This window comes from Microbacterium luteolum (genome assembly GCF_039533965.1).
Classification (GTDB): Bacteria; Actinomycetota; Actinomycetes; order Actinomycetales; family Microbacteriaceae; genus Microbacterium; species Microbacterium luteolum.
Map to the genome: position 1 here is coordinate 1,839,245 of NZ_BAAAUN010000001.1, position 17,587 is coordinate 1,856,831.

Below are 17,587 nucleotides of genomic sequence, written 5' to 3' on the forward strand. Positions count from 1 at the left end.
CCTCGCCACTTCTGCGGCCATTCCGGATGGGGGTGGCCGCAGAAGTCAGCGATGGCCGCAGAACTCGAGCGTGTGAACTGCCCTACTTGACGCTGCCCGCGGTCAATCCGCCGACGAGGCGTTTCTCGATGAGCATGAAGAGGATGACGACGGGCAGGATCGCGACGATCGAGACGCCGAACACGTACTGCCAGCTGGTCTCGTATTGTCCGACGAACTTGGTGAGCGCGACGGAGAGCGGCTGGTTCTTGTCGGTGGAGAGGATCACCAGGGACGCGGCGAATTCGTTCCAGCAGGCGACGAAGGTGAACACGATGGCGGTGACGATGCCGGGCCAGACGAGGGGCAGGTTGATCTTGAACAGGACGGTGAAGCGTCCGGCGCCGTCGATCTGGGCTGCTTCGTCGACTTCTTTGGGGATGCCGGCGAAGAAGGAGTGCATGATCCAGACGGCGAAGGAGAGGTTGAACGCGGCGTTGATGAAGATCATCGCCGCCCACGTGTCACCGAGGCCGAGGGTCGTGAACTGGCGGAACAGACCCGAGGTGAGGACGGCGGGCTGCAGCATCTGGGTGACGATGACGAGGAACAGGAACACCATGCGGCCGGGGAATTTGAACCGGGCGGTGTAGTACGCGGCCGGCAGCGACACGACGAGCACGAGCAGGGTCGCGAACACGGCGATGATGATCGTGGAGATGAGGTTGTAGGGCAGGGGTGTTTCGGGGGTCGACCACATCGTGAGGTAGTTCTCCCAGTGCCATTCGGTGGGGAGATACGTGGGGTCGACGGAGCGGATCTGGGGTTTCGTCTTCACGGACCCGAAGAACATGATCAGGTACGGGAGTACGAAGATCGCGAGGACGAGGAACCCGGCGGCCATGCGGAGGATGACCCGCGGGAGGGTGACCTGGTCTTCGGTGTAACGGCGCTTGCGGCCGTTGATCGGGGGGAGGGCGCGTCCGCCGCGGCCGGTGGTGGTGACGAGTTCGGTCTCGGTCACGGTCATGATCAGACCTCCTTCATGGGCTTGACGACCTTGACGTAGATCGCGACGATCACGATCACGATCAGGAACGCGACGACGGACAGGGCGCTGGCGACATCGACCTTCTTCTGCAGCTCGATGTATTTGAAGATCATCGTCATGATCGTGTCGGCCCCGTAGCCGGGGATGGACCCGGTCATGACCTTCAGGATCGGGAGCGAGTTGAACACGTTGATGATGTTGATCAGCACCGCGACGGCCAGGGCGCTGCGCAGCTGCGGGAGCACGATCGACCAATAGGTGCGGGCGGGACCCGCGCCGTCCATCTTCGCCGCCTCGATCGCATCCGCGGGCACCGACTGCAGCCCGGCGAGGATCGTGTAGGTCGTGAACGGGAGGGACACGAAGATGGACACGACGATCGACCAGATGAACGCCGTCGTCGAGTTCTTCGTCCACCCGTACCCGACGGCGTCGTCCGAGAGGCCGATGTCGTAGAGGAACTTGTTGAACACCCCGAAGTAGGGCTCGAGGCTGTAGTAGAACACCAGCGTCGTCATCACGACGGATGCTGCCCAGGGGACGATGACCGCCATGCGGACGATCTGCCGCCCGGGGAACGCCTTGTTGAGGATCTGCGCGAGCCCGAGCGAGATCACCACTGTGACCGCGACGGTGACGACGACCCAGACGATCGTCCGAAAGAAGATCGGCCAGAACTCCGCGAACGCGAACACAGCGAAGAAATTGTCCAACCCGACCGACCCCTTGTCGAGACCCGAGAGCGAGATGTCGCGGGTGGAGTTGAAGAACATCACTCCCGCGGGGAACAGGACGACACCGATGATCAGCAGCAGTGCCGGCCCGATCCAGGGCAATGCCTGGAGGAGATCCTTGGCTCCGGCGCTTCGGCGCTGACCGGCGTCGGAAGTGCGGGGGCGACCGGTGGCCGCCTCCACGGGGTTCGAGGACTCTGTTGTCTGGTTCATCGGGATTCCTGAACCTCTCCGTTCAGCGGGCTCTGCCCGCGTCGACCTGCGCCGAGTATCGAGCCCCCGGCGCTGGGACGCCGAGGGCTCGGAGGGGCCGAATGGGGGATTCGACGTTGGTACGACCGCGCCACGAGGGAACCCGTCTCTCGACGTTCGTGGCGCGGCCGGGTCAGTTCTCGATCTGGAAATCGTCCGGGACGGGGACGTCGGAGTGACGCGCGGTACGAGCGTCACGTTCCAGACCGGAGCGCTGGGTGAGCACACCGTAGAGCTCGGGGCGGCGGCCGAGCAGCCATCGCCGACCGGTCGACAGCGGAAGGAGATCCATGTCGAGGTCAGCGGTCACCACCGACTGGTCCGCGACGGGCGTCTCGGCCACGATCCGCCCATAGGGATCGATGATCATCGCGTTTCCGGTGCGGATCTCGTCGTCGTCGGGGCCGATGCCGTTGCTGAAGAGGAGGAAGATGCCGTTGTCGTGCGCGCGTGCGGGGAGCCAGCGCATGAGCCATCCTCGACCGTACGGCCCGTTGACCGCTTCCTCCAGGGCCTCAGGGTTCTCGAACCGGTCGTGCCACAGCGCTGACGGGATCACCTTCATGCCATGCGGGCTGCGCGAACTCGTGCCACCGGTCTGGTGCGGAGCGATGAGGACCTTCGCTCCGAGGAGAGTCACGGCTCGCACGTTCTCGACGAGGTTGTTGTCCCAGCAGATCAGGATCGCCATGCGCACACCCCAGGGCGTGTCGAACACTGTGTAGTCGTTGCCGCTCGAGATCGCCTCGTGCTCGAAAGCATGGAGCTTGCGGTGGATGTGCACGGTCCCGTCGGGGAAGCACACGGCGTAGGAGTTGAACAACTCGTCGCCGTCGGATTCGAGGAAACCCGCACCGATGCCCACGCCGAGGTCTGCCGCGATCTCCTTGAGAGCCTGCACCAGCGGCCCATCGGCCGGCTCCGCGAGTTCGCGGAGGCGCTCCGTGGTCGACTTGGTCAGGTGCCAGTATGCGACCAGGCACATCTCCGGGAACACCACGAGACGCGATCCATCCTCCGCCGCAGAGGTGGCGAGGCGGCGCACCGTGGCGAGGTTTCCGGCCTTGTCCGCCGGCACTGCTTCGAACTGCACCACGGACACGCGGAGGTCTGCAGCGGTTTCGGTCATCGGATCTTTCCCTTCGTCGAGGACTCCCTCCACTCAACCCGAACGCATGCATTACATCCAATGAAAAAACCATAACTTGATATACCTTTGAGGAATGGATATCCGATTGCTGAGGGCCTTCGTGGAGGGCGCTGACAGACAGACGTTCAGTGATGCAGCGCTAGCGCTCTCCATCACCCAGCCAGCATTCACCAAGCAGATCCAGCAGATTGAGTCGCTGGTCGGAACGCCGCTGTTCAGCCGAGGGCGCCACGGCGCCGTGCTCACCGCCGCAGGCACGGAGCTCGTGGGCGAGGCACGCACCATCGTCGACCTCGTCGCTCGTTTCGAGGGTCGGGCGAAGCGCGTCGGCGCCGGAGAAGAGGGCCATCTCACCATCGGCTTCGGACTTTCCAGCATCACGATCGCCCCCCGCGCCGTCGCAGCATTCCGCGCGAGCTCCCCAGGAGTCTCGGTGCGCCTGGAGGACATGTCCTCGTCGGCTCAGGTCGACGGCGTGCGCACCGGAGAGCTGGACGTCGGGTTCACCCGCCTGCCGGTTCCTCGTGATCTCCGAGCTGTCTCGGTCCTCTCCGACCATCTGGCGATCGCGTATCCCGCCGAGTGGGAGCCACCGGCCGACGATGCGGCCTTCACCGACTGGCTCGACGAGCATCCGCTTGTCCGGCTGTCGGTCGGCCGAGGTCCGGGGCTCGCGGCTCAGGCCGCACGTTATGTCTCGGACGTCGGCGCTCAGCCGACCATCGTCCAGGACGCAGACGACCTTCAGACCGTCCTCGCGCTCGTCGCCGCGGGCGTCGGCATCGGCATCGTGCCGGAGAGCGCTCGCAATATCGCGCCCCGACACGTGCGCATGCGCCGCCTGAACGGAACGAGCGCCTCCTGGAAGATCGGCGTGGTCTGGAACCCGACGAACGAAACGCCTGTCGTCCGTTCGTTCTTGGACGAACTCGCGACGTTGCCACGCACCGAAGCCTGACGCGATCAGACCAGGGCGTTCGCCGACTCCCGGAAGGCGGCGTACGCATCGGCGCAGGCTGCCCGCTGGCCGTCATCCGGCTCGGCCTCGCGATGCACGGTGACGGAGCGAGCCGCGTCGGAGGCATCGGAGTAGTGGCCCGTGCCGAGTGCGGCGCAGATCGCCGCACCGCGCGCGGAACCTCCTTCCGCGACCACGCCGATCGGGACGTCGAGCACGCTGGCCAAGGTTTGGCGCCAGATGAGCGAGTTCGACACACCGCCGACCACTCGCACCTCTCTCGGTCGGCCGACGACGTCAGCGACGGCTTCGATCGCCTGCGCGCAGCCGAATGCGATCCCCTCGATCACCGCGCGCGCGAACTCGGGGAGCCCGTGCGATTCGGTCTGGCCGATGAATGCGGCACGGACCGCATCGTTCTTGCGTGGCACCGTGGACCCGAACATGAAGGGAAGATAGGTCAGCCCCGAGGAGCCCGCGGCCGCCGATGCCGCCGGCGTGTTCACGTCACCGCCGTTCAGCAGGGCACGCTCCGCCCACCGGATGCTGGCACCCGCGGCGTAGACGGAGACCATGGTGATGTACCCATCGTCCGACGCGGACCCGAACGAGAATCCCGGGCCGGGGTTCGGAGCCTGCGAGAGCCCCATGACCTGAGCCGCTGTGCCCACGTTGAGGCAGATCTGGTCTCGATCCACGACGCCCGTACCCAGCACGGCCGCTGACACGTCCCCTGCACCTCCCAGGACCGGCGTCCCCGCCACCAGCCCGATCTCCGATGCCGCCGAGGGCGAGACGACCCCGCTCACCTCCGTCGATCTCACGACGCGCGGCGCCCAATCGACCGATCCTCCCGCGGCGCTCCACAAGTCGGAGACCCACTCGCGTCGCCTGACGTCGTACAGCATCGTCGCCATGGCATCCGTCTCGTCCGTGCACCATTCGCCGGTGAGCCGGTACCGGATGTAGTCCTTCGCGAGCAGCAGATGGCGCGCACGCGCCATCGCGTCCGGCTGTGTGCGAGCGAGCCAGGCGAGCTTCGGCGCCGTGAAGACGTCTGTCATCTCGTTGCACCCGCGCTCCGAGAATCTGATGTCTGCCGCCAACCGCGCAGTGTCCTGACCCACTCGGCGTTCCGCCCATGTCAGCGCGCGGCTGACCGGCACTCCTGCGTCGTCGACCAGCAAAAGTGTGTGCATGTGGCCGGAGAGACCGACCGCCTCGATCCGGAGCGGCGCCACGTCCGCGATCACCTGTCGAGCAGTGGAGACCACCGCTGCCCACCACTCGGCAGGCTCCTGCTCGTGAGCACCCGCATGCGGCGAGTACGACGGATAGGTCGTACTCGCCGCAGCGATGATGCGGCCGAGTCGCGGGTCCAAGCAGACGACCTTGACACCCGTCGTGCCCAGATCGATTCCGAGAACCACTGAGTTCGCGCTCATCGACGCTCCTGCCTTCTAGTCGAGGGTGTCAGCCGGAGGATCCTCAGATGTGAGGGATCCGCGACCGGAACCGATTGGCGAGCTCCACGTTATGCGCTCGCCCGTTCGGCATGCCGGCACTCACCCAGACGTCCGGGTTGTCGCCGCGCTCGACCTGCAGCGCGAGCGCCTCGACCAGCAGGGCGTTCATCAGCGCGAGTCCGATGGAGCTCGACGCCGGGCCCACCTTCGGGAGGTCATCGGCGATCGTGATCGTCGCGTCGCCGGGCGGGCAGTGGTTGTCGATGACGATGTCGGCGACGTCGTGCAGTCGACGGCCGGGGTTGGTGCTGGCGTTCGCATAGGCGCGCGAGGTGATCGCGATCACGGGCACCCCCTGATCCTTGGCTGTCTGCGCCATCTCCACCGGAAGGGCATTCGCTCCGGAGTTCGACACGACGAGGAACACGTCGCGTTCCGGGTTCAGCTCGTAGGCGCTGAGGATCTGCGACACGTGCCCGGACTCGCGCTCGAGCGTCGTGCTGTGCTCCGCACTGACGTGCAGCATGTATTCCGGCACGAGTACCGGGCAGATGCGTGCGGCGCCACCTGCACGGTAGAAGGCCTCCTCGGCGAACACGTGAGAGTGTCCGCTGCCGAACACATAGAGGAGTCCGTCGTTCTCGAACCGGTCGGCGACGAGCCGACCTGCAGCAGCGATGGCCGGCTTCTCATTCGAGATCACCTCGGCGAGGAGTTCGGTGACCCCGTCCAGGTAGTCGGAGGACGAGGTCGTCAGGTTGGTGGTTGTGTCGATCATCATTTGGTCGCTCCCGCGATCAGGCCGCCGACGAAGTACTTTCCCACGAACAGGAAGAGCAGCACGGTCGGCAGCAGGGTGAAGAGGGTTCCCGCCATGACGAGTCCCCAGTCGACCGTGTACTGGCCGACGATGGCATTGAGTCCGATGGGCAGCGTCTGCAGTGCGTCGCTCACGATGAACTGCGACGCGAAGACGAATTCCGTCCAGGCGAAGACGAACGAGTACACCGTGACCGTCGCGATGCCCGGTGCCATGAGAGGGAGCACGATGCGCAACATCGTGCGCACGGGCCCCGCGCCGTCCAGCGCAGCCGCCTCGTCGATCTCCACCGGTACGGCGAGGATGAAGCCTCGAAGCAACCAGGTGCAGAACGGTGCGGTGAACGCCACATTGACGAGAACGAGCCCGACATACGTATCGATCAGCTGCAGTTCGGACAGTGTCCGGTAGAGCGGCACGATGAGGAGCGTTCCCGGGATCATGTACGACAGCAGCACGACCCCGGCGATCTTCCCGCTGCCCGGGACCCTGACGCGGTACAGCCCGTACGCGGCGCAGAGGGACACGACGACGGTGACGAGCGTCGTCGCCACGGCGATGATCAGGCTGTTCGACAGGAACACGCCGTACTCGGTCGCCGTGAACAGCCGCTCGAAATTGCTCAGGGTCCAGGTCTCGGGGAACAGGGTCGGAACGGATCGGATGATCTCCTCCCGGCCCTTGAACGCCGAGGTGGCGATCCAGTACAACGGTCCGAGGACGACCACGGTGAGCACCACCATGGCCAGAACACGAGGGACTTTTCTGAGAACACGCGATTGCTTCATCAGTCCTCCTTGGGGCGGCCGAAGCGGACGAACAGCAGAGCCGCGACACCGAGGACGATCACGGTGAGCACGCTCGCCGCAGCCGCCTGACTCGAGCGGAACGCACTGAACGCGGTGTCATAGATGTAGACGGGCACGGTGGTCGTCGACCCCGCCGGACCGCCTTCGGTGATCAGGTAGATCGAGTCGAGGATGTTGAACGACCAGAGCGATCCGACCAGGGCGATCGAGAACAGCACCGGCTGCAGCAGGGGGTAGGTGACCGCCCAGAACAACCGCCACGCGTTCGCACCGTCCATCCGAGCGGCTTCGATCACTTCGTGCGGCACGGTGGACAGTGCCCCGTAGATGATGACGGCGCTGAGGGGGAACCAGTGCCAGCTGTTGATCAGCACGATGGCGACGAGTGCGATGGCGCTGTCTCCGAACGGCGAGCCGATGTCGATCCCGATCGAATCGAAAGCCTTGTAGATCACGCCGTAGTTGCTGTTCAGCATCCACTGCCAGATCACAGCGACGGCGACCGTCGGAATGACCCACGGGAGGACGATCCACGTGCGAGCCGTTCGGGACCACCTGCCCGAGCGCTGCAGCAGCAGCGCGGTCATGAAACCGAACACGGTCTGCACGATCATGTTCGCGAACAGCCAGAACGTGGACCGCCCCAACGCCGCCCAGAACTCGGGATCGCCGATGATCTTGGCGTAGGTGGCGAATCCGACGAAGTCCGACGAGCTGCCGATGACACGCTGATCCTGGAAACTCGTGACCACCGCGTTGATCAGCGGATACACGATGACCAGGCCCATGATGACGACGATGGGTGCGATGAGCGCGTACCCGAACAGGCGGGTCGACAGCGGCTGCGCGGCGAGGCGGGAGCGCTGCCGCGGAGAGGCCTCTCGCGACGAGGCGCGCCTGTCAGGCACCGGGGTGCGGGGCGGGCCGGGGCGGCGCCGCAGGGTGGTGCCCTGTGACGCCGCGCCGGTCATAGTCGGACGGGACACTACTGAATCGCATCCTGCATCTGCTGCTGCGTCCAGGCGACCGCCTCTTCCGCGGACTTGCCGTTGACGTACATCTCCTGCACGCCCTGCGCGAGGAAGTTCTGTCCCGAGATCTCTCCCACGACGTCGATGTACTGGCCGTCCACGAATCCGAAGAGCTCGCCGGTCTCCGCCTGCTTCAGCATGGCGTCCACACAGTCGGGGTACTGGCTCACGACATCGGAGGTCCTCCACGTCGCCGCGCTCTCCTCGTCTTCGGTCACCGGAAGGAACAGACCCGGCTCTGCGTTGAGGAACTCGCTGTACTGCTCAGGCTGCAGCAGCCAATCGAAGAACTCCGATGCGCCGTCCTTGTGCGCTGCATCGTCGCTCAGCACCATGGCGCCGTTCGAGTAGTAGATGCTGCCCGGCTCTCCCCCCTCGTCCTTCACGGGGATCGGAAGGCAGCCGAGGTCCGAGCCCGGCCGGCCCGACTCCGCCTCGAACGGGCTCAGGTACTGCCCCTTCTCGATCGCCATCGCTGCGGCACCGCTGTTGAACGCCGCTTGCGGTTCACCCCAGGCGTATGCACCGGAGTCGGTCGGCGAGTACTTGAGCAGCTCGTTGTAGAGCTCGTAGGCAGCCACGGTCTCGGGGGTGTCGAAGTTGATCTCGCCGTCTTCCGTGAAGAAGTCGGCGGCGCCGCCGGTCGTCATCAGGCTGTAGATGACCTGGTCCGAGGCGAGGTTCTTGCCCGCCGGGATGGCGATGCCGCTCTGCTCGTCGGTGGTGAGCGCTTCGGCCGCCGCCAGCAGTTCATCCCAGGTGCGCGGGGGCGTCACCCCGGCCGCATCGAGGAGGTCAGCCCGGTACCAGAGCATCTGCACCATGCCGTACAGCGGCACGGCCCAGTACTCGTCCTCGTCGAAGTAGGGCTGCGACGCCGTCTCGGCGATGCCCTTCTCCTCGTCGAGAGCTTCGACGATGTCCGTCACCGGCTGGCCGAGACCGAGCTGGCGCACGTAGGTCGTGAAGTCGGGGATCGAGAACAGGATGTCCGGCTGGTCGCCGGACTGCGCTGCCGCTGCGATCTTCGCGTAGACCTGGTCCCATTCCTGGACCTGGATCTTGACCGGGTACTCGGGGTCGGTCGCGTTGTACTGCTCGGCGATGTCATTGAAGACCGCGACCCGGTTGGGCGTGCTCTCCATATGCCAAAGGATCAGTTCTTTGTCGCCCTCCGCGGGACCGGCCGAGCAGCCGCCCAGCGTGATCGCTGTCACGGCCGCCGCAGCTGCCGCCACCCATCGGGTCTGTTTCATGGCTTCACCTCTCTGTGTCATGCCGCACACGCACCTCTTCGAAGGTTGCGCTGCCTGCCCTATGCTTCCCAAGAGCACTAATCTGGATAGTAACTGCTCTAGAGCAATCTAGTCGAGTGTTTGATCCAAGAAATTTCGAATTCGTTACGCTTGGGTTACATCAGCAACCGGAAAGAAGCAATGGCAGAGCCGAAGTACGTAGAGATCCTCAGTCAGCTCCGCACGAGGTGCGCAGATCTGGCCGTCGGGTCCAAGCTGTCGAGCGAGCGAGCGCTCGCCGCCGAGTTCGGGGTCAGTGCGATGACGATCCGGCAATCCCTGTCGAAGCTGGGCGAAGAGGGGTGGATCCGACGCACGCGAGGGAGCGGAACCTACGTCAGTCGACCGGTCGTCGCCATGGGGCCGAGCCTCACCTCACTGACCGAGGACCTCCGCCGCCTCGGCCTGACGCCCGGAGCGAAGGTTCTGCGGTTCGAGCCGGTCATCCCCGACCTGGAGACCACGACGATCCTCGCCCTGCGTCCCAACGAGCAGGCTGTCGTGCTGGAGCGGCTTCGAACGGCGGACGGCGAGCCACTGTGCCACGAGATCTCCGTCTACCCGGCCCGACTCAAACAGATCCTGTCGGCAGCAGATCTGACGCGATCAGTCCATGAGACCCTCGCCGCCGAGGGCGTGGTTCCCTACTCGACCTTCCGCAGGGTGCGCGCCGTGGTCGCCTCGCCGAACGAGTCCGCACTGCTGGAGCTTCCGGCGGGCGCTCCGGCGCTCGAGATCGTCGACACCTTCTCCGACGCATTGGGCGAGGTCGTCCAGCATGTGCGATCTCGCTACCGCTTCGACCGCTATGAGGTCGTGAGCAATATCGTGCGACTGCCCCACCCGCTCAACGACTGATACCGCTGCTCTCGTACGCCTGGCGATAGTAGTCGCGCAGCCGGAGACCTTGCGCAGCCTCCTCATCGAGGATGAACGTCGCTCGTTCGTGCAGCTGCAGCACCGACGCGGGGCAGATCGATGCCAGCGGCCCCTCGACGGCTGCGGCGACGGCATCCGCCTTGCCCGCACCGAATGCGAGCAGCACCACCTCCCGCGCCTCGGAGATGGTCCCGAGCCCCTGCGTCACGCAGTGCGTCGGGACATCTTCGGGCGCGCCGAAGAACCGTGCGTTGTCGGCTCTGGTCCGTTCCGCGAGGCGCTTCACCCTCGTTCGCGAAGTGAAGGATGATGTGGGTTCGTTGAAGCCGATGTGACCATCGCTGCCGATTCCGAGGAGCTGGATGTCCACGCCCCCGGCCCCGACGATCGCGTCGTCGTAGCGCCGGGCGGCCGCCGCGAGATCCTGGGCCATGCCGGGCGGCACCTCCACCGCATCCGGGTCGAGGCCGAGGGGGATGGTCACCTCGCGGTGGACGACGGAGTGGTAGCTCTCGGCGTGCTCGTACGACAGGCCGACGTACTCGTCGAGCGCGAACCCGCGCGCATGCGACAGATCGAGTCCGCAGCGGACTCGATCAGCGAGCTCGCGATAGACCGGGAGCGGAGAGGATCCTGTCGCGAGCCCGAGCACGGGCCGCGGCCTGCCAGCGATTGCCGCCTCGACGCGGTCGGCAGCGATGCGACCGGCTTCGGCGGCGGATCGGATAATCACGACTTCCACATGACTCCCTAAAGTGATCTAGAGCAATTATGCCACGAAAAGGATCATGGACGCCACTTCGTCAGGGCGTAAGACGAACGTTGCAGCGAGCAACAACACGGATCGGCGATCGCCCGCCCCCCGTAGCGTCGCTGAAGTCGCCACAACCGTCGCACCGTCGAAACCCTGAAGGAAACAACATGAGAACCCCTCTGTCCACTGGCGTGGCTGCGATGGCAGTCGCGGCGTTGATCGCCCTGCCATTGATCGCGGCGGGGCCTGCCCTTGCCATGGGCGAGGCTCCCTCTGCGGAAACCTCGTCGGCCGGAGAGACGACCTCACTGGTCGTCGCTGAGCCTTCTACCGATACGGACCCGGTGGACCCTGAAGCCCCACCGGCGCCGGCACCCGAACCGGAGCCGGCACCCGTCCCGGAGCCCGCACCGGAAACGGAGCCAGCTGTCCCGTCGGAGCCGAGCTCCGCTGCCCCGACAGATGTCGCGGCGGAGAGTCCGGAGCAGTCCTCTGCCCCGGCCTCCGCAGCGGAGCAGGAAGCAGTGACCGATACCACTCCGCCCGAGTTCTTCGCTTGGACTCCAGCCGCCAATCAGGTGTTCTTCGGTGACGGCAGAGTGACCATCGATTTCGAGTGCCGCGACAGCGAATCCGGAATCTCGGATTGTGCGCTCTACGATCACAACGACCACCCGCAGACCAACGGCGAACCGCTGTGGCTTCCGAGCGGTCACTACTTCTGGACCGCCGTCGCCGTGAACTCGATCGGCCTTCGGTTCGAGCGCGTTTACCAGTTCTGGGTGGCGAACCCCGGCGACACCACCGCTCCGTCCTTCACTCCGGTCACTCCGGTGATGAACGGCGCGTACTCAGGACAGGGCGACGAGTTCGTCGACTATTCCTGCGCAGACGCGGAATCACCGATCTTCCTTTGCGTTGTGCGCGACCACGAAGGACACGACGTTGCCCCGGGTTCGCCGTTGAAGCTGCCGGAGGGTGACTACACCTGGACCGGAATCGCTTCGAACGCGAACGGGCTCGTCACGAAGCAGGAGATCAAGTTCTCCGTGAAGAAGCCGGACACCACCCGTCCCGAGGTCACCTCGGACTGGGACGTCGCAGACGGCGACTGGTCCAACCGCAAGACGCTCAGAGTCTCGGCCACCGACGGCGGCTCCGGCATTCGTGACATCCAGATCCAGTACGACGGTCGGCGGATCTGGAACTCCGACACTGCGGAGGTGGAACTCCTGCATGGGTCGCGAACGATCGAGTTCTGGGCCACCGACGACGCCGGCAACGAGAGTGAGCACAAGACGCTGCAGCTCAACATCGACCTCGGCCTGCCGACGATCACGGTCGACTCGGAGATCGCTCCTGACGGGCTCTCCCCCGTCGAGGTGATCCAGGGCTCTGACGTTCCGTTCTCCTACACCTGCACGGACGACTACTCCGGAGTGGCGAACTGCACCTCGGCGTACCCCTCCGGTCGCGCACTCCCCACGGGGGAACTCGGCGAGCATGGCTTCACCATCGACGCGTTCGACAACGCCGGCAACCGGACGACGCGCATGTTCCGCTACGTCGTCGCCGCACCGACGGATCCGACCGACAGCACCGCTCCGTCTTTCTCCTCCGTCACCCCCGCGATGAACGGTGTCTACACCGGCACCGGCGACGAGTACGTCGACTTCTCCTGCGCTGATGTGGAATCGGGCATCGAGAAGTGCGCCATGTGGGATCAGGACGGTCATCCGGTCGCGGTCGGAACGCCCCTGGAACTCGCCGACGGTGACTACACCTGGACCGGGATCGCCGTGAACTCCATCGGGCTCCGCACCACCCAGGTCATCCAGTTCACCGTGCAGGCCCCGGACACGACGCGGCCCGAGGTCTCCTCGGACTGGGACGTGCCGGCCGGGGAATGGTCCAACCGCGACACGATCACCATCACGGCCACCGACACCGGTTCCGGAATCAACGGGATCTGGGCGGACTACGACGGCGAAACCTACGTGGACAACGAGGAGACGCTCGAGTTCGAGCCTGCGGACGGTTCGCAGACCATCGAGTTCTGGGCGGCCGACAACGCGGGCAACCAGAGCGAGCATGGGTTCATCGATGTCAACCTCGATCGTGCGCTCCCTGAAATCCAGGCGGACTCCGAAATCGCGCCGGCAGGTCTCGCGGCCGACGGTATCGCGCCGATCGAGGTGAAGAAGGGAGCAGTCGTGCCCTTCACCTACACGTGCACAGACGCGCTGTCCGGTGTCGAGAAGTGCACCTCGGCCCACGCGTCGGGCGACGCACTCCCCACGAACGAGCTCGGTGAGCACACGTTCACGGTCGACGCCATCGACAAGGCCGGCAACCGGACGACGCGGGCCTTCACCTACGTCGTCGTCGCGGACAGCGACCCGGTTGACCCGGTCGACCCGACCGACCCGGTCGACCCGACCGACCCGACCGACCCGACCGACGGCTCAGGAGCTGGCACGGCCAGCTCGCCGACCTCGGGTGGCCTCGCCTCGACCGGTCTCGACCTGGGCTGGCTGCCGGCGATCTCGATCGCTCTGCTGGCCCTGGGCGCAGGCGTCATCGTGATGTGCCGCAGACTCGCCCGAGTCTGACGCGGGCGATCCCGCGAGAATGAGAAGGGCCGGTGGGCGCGTCCGCGCGTTCACCGGCCCTTCGAAGACCTGCGATTTCCCGCCTTTCGCTACCGTTCCCACCCCAGAAAGAGAAACGACATGACCATCGTCCGCCGTGCGAGAGATTCGGAACGACCCGGACTCCTCAGTGTCTGGAGAAGCGCCGTGGAGGCAACACACCACTTCCTGAGTCCCGCCGACATCGACTGGTACGAACCGCACGTGCTCTCCTACCTGCAGTCCGCTGCGGATCTGCGGATCGCGGTTCCGACCGAGGAGACAGCGGACGGAACCGACGCAGCCGAGACAGCTCTGGGGTTCATCGCGCAGGAGGCGGGCGCGATCCAGATGCTGTTCGTCGCGGAGCTTGCGCAGGGTCGTGGCGTCGGATCGGCTCTCCTGGACGCTGTCCGCGACGACGTCTCGAAGGTCGGACTCGGTGAGCTGAGGGTGGACGTGAATGAGGACAATGACAGCGGCCGCCGCTTCTACGCCGCTCGCGGGTTCTCGGTCGCTTCTCGTTCCGATCTCGACGACCAGGGAAGACCGTTCCCCATCCTGCACCTGCGACTCGACCTGACCCCGGCGTGATGCCAGACGCCAAGCAGACTGCCCCCGTTCTCGCAGCCGACATCCTCGCCTGGACCGAGGGATGGGTCCGGTCCCGCGGCCACGCATCTCCGACTCCGATCCGGGGCGGTGTGCACATCCAGGTCGATTCTGACTCCGAATCCGCGCGGTATGTCCTGACCGGGCCGCATACCGGACGCGCCCGCGAGTTGGCATCGCACACCGCCGCTTCGAATTTCTGGATCAAATGGCCTGCGACCCGCGATGAGGCCCAACCGACGATGCCCGACGGCTGGAGACTCGTCGAGCCTCAGTTCCTCATGAGCGCTCGGCTCGCACGCGCCGCGCCGACACTGCCGTACGGGTATAGCCTCACGATGGACGACGAAGGCTCTGCACTCGAGGCCAAGGTGATGACCGACTCCGGCGCTCTCGCAGCGAGCGGTCGCTTGGGGTTGACGGCGCTCGCCGTGCCCGATCAGATCGTCACGCAGGTCGCGCATCAGCGGCGCGGCCTGGGAAAGGCGATCATGGGCGCGCTTTCGAACGCCGCACTGGATCGAGGGCGATCCGAGGGCATCCTGCTCGCCAGCGGGCAAGGCCGTCATCTCTACGAGGCGCTGGGGTGGCGCGTGCTCTCACCGTTCTGGGCGGCTGTCCATCATGCCTGACCGGAATCCGATGCCCGCTGACGACGAACGGCCAGACAGCCGCGAATCGCACCGACCGGCTGCGCACGCGGGAACCGTGGCTGAGCTCGTTCCTGAGCCCTTCGCACGCGGCACCGTCACGGCCCGAGATGGTCGCATCCTGTCCTACGCCGAATACGGAAGCGTCGACGGGTCTCCTGTGCTGTTCATTCCCGGCGCGGCATCCGGTTCCTCGATGGCCTTCGGCGGAGAGGTGCTGAAGGCTCATGGTCTCCGTCTCGTGTCGTTCGACCGCCCCGGGCTCGGCAGATCCGAGGCCGATCCCGCCAAGACCCTGGAGAGCGTCGGAGCGGATGTCGCCGACCTCGTGGCGGAGCTCGCCGGGCACGCCATCCCCATCGTCGCGAACTCCCAGGGCGCTCCCTTCGCGATCGCCGCGGCGATCGCGGGAGCGGCCACACTTCTGGTGCTGGTCTCCCCCGGCGATGAAGTGGCGCATCCAGCGGTGACGGCGCAGTTGCCGGAGGATATGGGACGATTCGTCCGGAGTGTGGCACAGGGTTCTCTCGGCGAGGCGACGAAGGCCTTCACCTCGTTCTCCGCGTCGAGCCTGTTCGAGATGATCATGTCCGATCCGCCGACTGCGGACGCTCCCGTGTACCAGGACGCGAGCTTCAGAGAGAGCTTCCGCCGCACACTCGACGAGGGCTTCGCCCAGGGGCCACTGGGGTACGCACGTGACACGGCCCTCGCCATGTCGGACTGGGGACTGGATCTCTCTGCGGTCGGCGTCCCTGTGCACGTTCTGTTCGGCGCGGAAGACTGGACGCATTCTCCCGACCAGGGACGCACGCTCACGTCGCGGCTGCCGAACGCCTCCCTCACCGTGGTTCCCGGATACGGAGGTTCTCTGCTGTGGGCGCGGCCCGACCTCGCGCTGTCGCTCTGCCTGTGATCCCCTGACCATGCGGACGGAAGACGCGGCTGATGGTCGAGAAGCTCGGGACCGGCGAAGGGTGAGACTGTGGCTCCGTCTTCCTGCGCCTCCTGGGGAGAGGCGGCCTCTGGGGGAGGAGTGATCGGTAATCGACGGAGCCACAGCACTTCACGCCCGCGCCACATCCGTCTGGGAATCCGGACATGCGCGGAACGGCGGTCATCGCCCCTTGCAGGTCACGACGACTTGTCAGCCCGAAAGGGCTCACTACCAACGTACGAGCGACACGGCGGGCGCTCGGATCGAAATCCTGCGCTGCAACGTCGGGCTAACGTTCGGTGAGCCGCCACCGCGCGCTACGCCGTGACGGTGACGAGCGCCTGGTCCGTGATCTTCCCGCCGGGAAGGATTGCGACGACCTCAACGTAGTCACCGGGCCGAACGGGGTGATCCGACTCGAGCATCTCCCCCGTCACAGCCTCGTGACCGGCCTGCGAGACCTGCGGGCGAGAGCGGGGCTCAGGTCTGATCGAGGGCGGCCAGCTCGTCCGCGGACAGATCGAGGTCCGCGGCAGCGGCGGAGTCGAGGATCGACTGCGGTCGCTTGGCCCCCGGGATCGGGATGACCGCCGACGACTGCGCGAGCTCCCAGGCCAGTGCCACCTGCTGGGCACTCACGCGGCGAGCCTCGGCCACCTGCTGGAAGGCCGGGTGGTGGGTGGCCAGTTCCTTGGCATCCGACAACCCACCGAGCGGGCTCCAGGCCAGGAAGGCCAGCCCCAGCTCGGTGCAGACCTCGATCTCGGGCAGGCTGCTGCGGAACTTCGGGTTGAACTGGTTCTGCACACTGACGAGGCTGTCTCCCAGCGCCGCGTGCGCCGCGCGGATCTGGCCAGGGTTCACGTTCGACAGCCCGATCATGCGCACCTTGCCGCTGGCGGTGATCTCGGTCAGCGCGCCGATCGTCTCGGCGTATTCGACCTTCGGATCCGGGCGGTGGTGCTGCCACAGCGCGATCTGCTCGACCCCGAGTCGGGACAGACTGGCGTCGACCGCCCGGCGCAGATTCTCGGGACGCCCGTCGTGATCCCAGCCGCCGCCCTCGGTGCGGAAGGCGCCGCCCTTGGTTGCGAGGAACACGCGGTCGCGCACGCCCAACTCGTCGAGGATCGAGGCGATGAGCCGTTCGTTCTCGCCCTGAGCGTCGGAACCCCGCTCCTGGCCGGGCCCATAGGCATCGGCGGTGTCGAAGAGGGTGACACCGGCATCGAGCGCGGCGCGGACGGTGTCGAGCAACTGCTCGCGGGGCTGGTCGCCGGTCTGGTCGAAGGTCATCAAGCCGAGACCGATCGCTCCGACCTCGACGCGGCCGACGGTGTCGTTGCCCAGTGCGCGTGTGTGCATGCGTCGATCCTACGTGCGGCGTTCCGCACCATCGACAGCTGGGAGATCTACTGCGGAGACGAGGGGAGCGGACGCACACGGGTGCGGTCCCATGACCGTAGGACCGCACACCGGGGTGACGCATATCCGCGGGCAGCGTGTCGACGTCGTGGACACCGTGGGGGCGGGCGACACCTTCATGAGCGCACTCATCCATGGCCTCATCACCCTGGGGC

General features: G+C 66.0%; 16 protein-coding genes and 1 pseudogene. 7 read left to right on the forward strand and 10 right to left on the reverse strand.

What is annotated here, in order from left to right:
- Nucleotides 1-82: 82 nt before the first annotated feature.
- From ABD648_RS08880 to ABD648_RS08890, 3 genes are all read right to left on the reverse strand, one after another.
- On the reverse strand, nt 83-1,009 hold the full coding sequence (locus ABD648_RS08880; RefSeq protein ID WP_282214600.1) for a carbohydrate ABC transporter permease: 927 nt from the start codon (nt 1,007-1,009) through the stop codon (nt 83-85).
- Between the two features lie 2 nt (nt 1,010-1,011).
- A complete protein-coding gene (locus tag ABD648_RS08885) occupies nt 1,012-1,977 on the reverse strand; it encodes a carbohydrate ABC transporter permease (RefSeq protein WP_282214601.1) in 966 nt (321 codons plus the stop codon).
- Between the two features lie 172 nt (nt 1,978-2,149).
- Entirely contained in the window at nt 2,150-3,145 is a 996-nt protein-coding gene (locus tag ABD648_RS08890; RefSeq protein WP_282214602.1) for a nitrilase family protein, read from the reverse strand.
- A gap of 94 nt (nt 3,146-3,239) precedes the next feature.
- On the opposite strand from ABD648_RS08890, the gene ABD648_RS08895 reads away from it, so the two are divergent.
- Entirely contained in the window at nt 3,240-4,124 is an 885-nt protein-coding gene (locus ABD648_RS08895) for a LysR family transcriptional regulator (protein ID WP_282214603.1), read from the forward strand.
- A gap of 5 nt (nt 4,125-4,129) precedes the next feature.
- Here ABD648_RS08895 and ABD648_RS08900 read toward each other — a convergent pair whose 3' ends face one another.
- The 5 genes from ABD648_RS08900 to ABD648_RS08920 are packed head-to-tail and all read right to left on the reverse strand — an operon-like array spanning nt 4,130 to nt 9,506.
- Nucleotides 4,130-5,569, reverse strand: a complete 1,440-nt coding sequence (locus ABD648_RS08900; RefSeq protein ID WP_282214604.1) for a xylulokinase — start codon at nt 5,567-5,569, stop codon at nt 4,130-4,132.
- A 43-nt stretch (nt 5,570-5,612) separates the two neighbouring features.
- Entirely contained in the window at nt 5,613-6,371 is a 759-nt protein-coding gene (locus tag ABD648_RS08905) for an SIS domain-containing protein (protein ID WP_282214605.1), read from the reverse strand.
- The gene (locus ABD648_RS08910) at nt 6,368-7,153 is read right to left on the reverse strand and encodes a carbohydrate ABC transporter permease (RefSeq protein ID WP_282214606.1); all 786 of its coding nucleotides are present in this window, start codon (nt 7,151-7,153) and stop codon (nt 6,368-6,370) included. Before ABD648_RS08910 ends, ABD648_RS08905 begins: the two co-directional genes overlap by 4 nt.
- 44 nt (nt 7,154-7,197) lie before the next feature.
- Entirely contained in the window at nt 7,198-8,205 is a 1,008-nt protein-coding gene (locus ABD648_RS08915) for a carbohydrate ABC transporter permease (protein ID WP_282214607.1), read from the reverse strand.
- Nucleotides 8,205-9,506: an ABC transporter substrate-binding protein gene (locus ABD648_RS08920; RefSeq protein ID WP_282214608.1), complete on the reverse strand. Its 1,302-nt coding sequence runs from the start codon at nt 9,504-9,506 to the stop codon at nt 8,205-8,207. The genes ABD648_RS08915 and ABD648_RS08920 overlap by 1 nt, the downstream gene beginning before the upstream one ends.
- A gap of 180 nt (nt 9,507-9,686) precedes the next feature.
- On the opposite strand from ABD648_RS08920, the gene ABD648_RS08925 reads away from it, so the two are divergent.
- Complete coding sequence (locus ABD648_RS08925) at nt 9,687-10,403, forward strand: GntR family transcriptional regulator (RefSeq protein WP_282214609.1); 717 nt, start codon at nt 9,687-9,689, stop codon at nt 10,401-10,403.
- Here ABD648_RS08925 and ABD648_RS08930 read toward each other — a convergent pair.
- Nucleotides 10,393-11,166, reverse strand: a complete 774-nt coding sequence (locus tag ABD648_RS08930) for a glucosamine-6-phosphate deaminase (RefSeq protein WP_282214610.1) — start codon at nt 11,164-11,166, stop codon at nt 10,393-10,395. The genes ABD648_RS08925 and ABD648_RS08930 overlap by 11 nt on opposite strands.
- A gap of 536 nt (nt 11,167-11,702) precedes the next feature.
- Here ABD648_RS08930 and ABD648_RS08935 point away from each other — a divergent pair.
- The 4 genes from ABD648_RS08935 to ABD648_RS08950 all read left to right on the forward strand — a co-directional run bounded on the left by ABD648_RS08935 (nt 11,703) and on the right by ABD648_RS08950 (nt 15,986).
- Nucleotides 11,703-13,790 carry an OmpL47-type beta-barrel domain-containing protein gene (locus tag ABD648_RS08935; RefSeq protein WP_282214611.1) on the forward strand — a complete coding sequence of 696 codons (2,088 nt, stop codon included), beginning with the start codon at nt 11,703-11,705 and terminating at the stop codon, nt 13,788-13,790.
- 186 nt (nt 13,791-13,976) lie between these two features.
- Nucleotides 13,977-14,402, forward strand: coding sequence for a GNAT family N-acetyltransferase (locus ABD648_RS08940; protein WP_282214612.1), 426 nt, complete (start codon nt 13,977-13,979; stop codon nt 14,400-14,402).
- 110 nt (nt 14,403-14,512) lie between these two features.
- Entirely contained in the window at nt 14,513-15,052 is a 540-nt protein-coding gene (locus ABD648_RS08945) for a GNAT family N-acetyltransferase (protein WP_282214613.1), read from the forward strand.
- Between the two features lie 76 nt (nt 15,053-15,128).
- Nucleotides 15,129-15,986: an alpha/beta fold hydrolase gene (locus tag ABD648_RS08950; protein WP_282214614.1), complete on the forward strand. Its 858-nt coding sequence runs from the start codon at nt 15,129-15,131 to the stop codon at nt 15,984-15,986.
- 501 nt (nt 15,987-16,487) lie between these two features.
- On the opposite strand, the gene ABD648_RS08955 is transcribed toward ABD648_RS08950, so the two are convergent.
- On the reverse strand, nt 16,488-17,372 hold the full coding sequence (locus ABD648_RS08955) for an aldo/keto reductase (protein WP_282214615.1): 885 nt from the start codon (nt 17,370-17,372) through the stop codon (nt 16,488-16,490).
- A gap of 91 nt (nt 17,373-17,463) precedes the next feature.
- On the opposite strand from ABD648_RS08955, the pseudogene ABD648_RS20225 reads away from it, so the two are divergent.
- A pseudogene (locus tag ABD648_RS20225) lies at nt 17,464-17,544 on the forward strand (hypothetical protein); the annotation flags it as partial.
- Between the last annotated feature and the right edge of the window lie 43 nt (nt 17,545-17,587).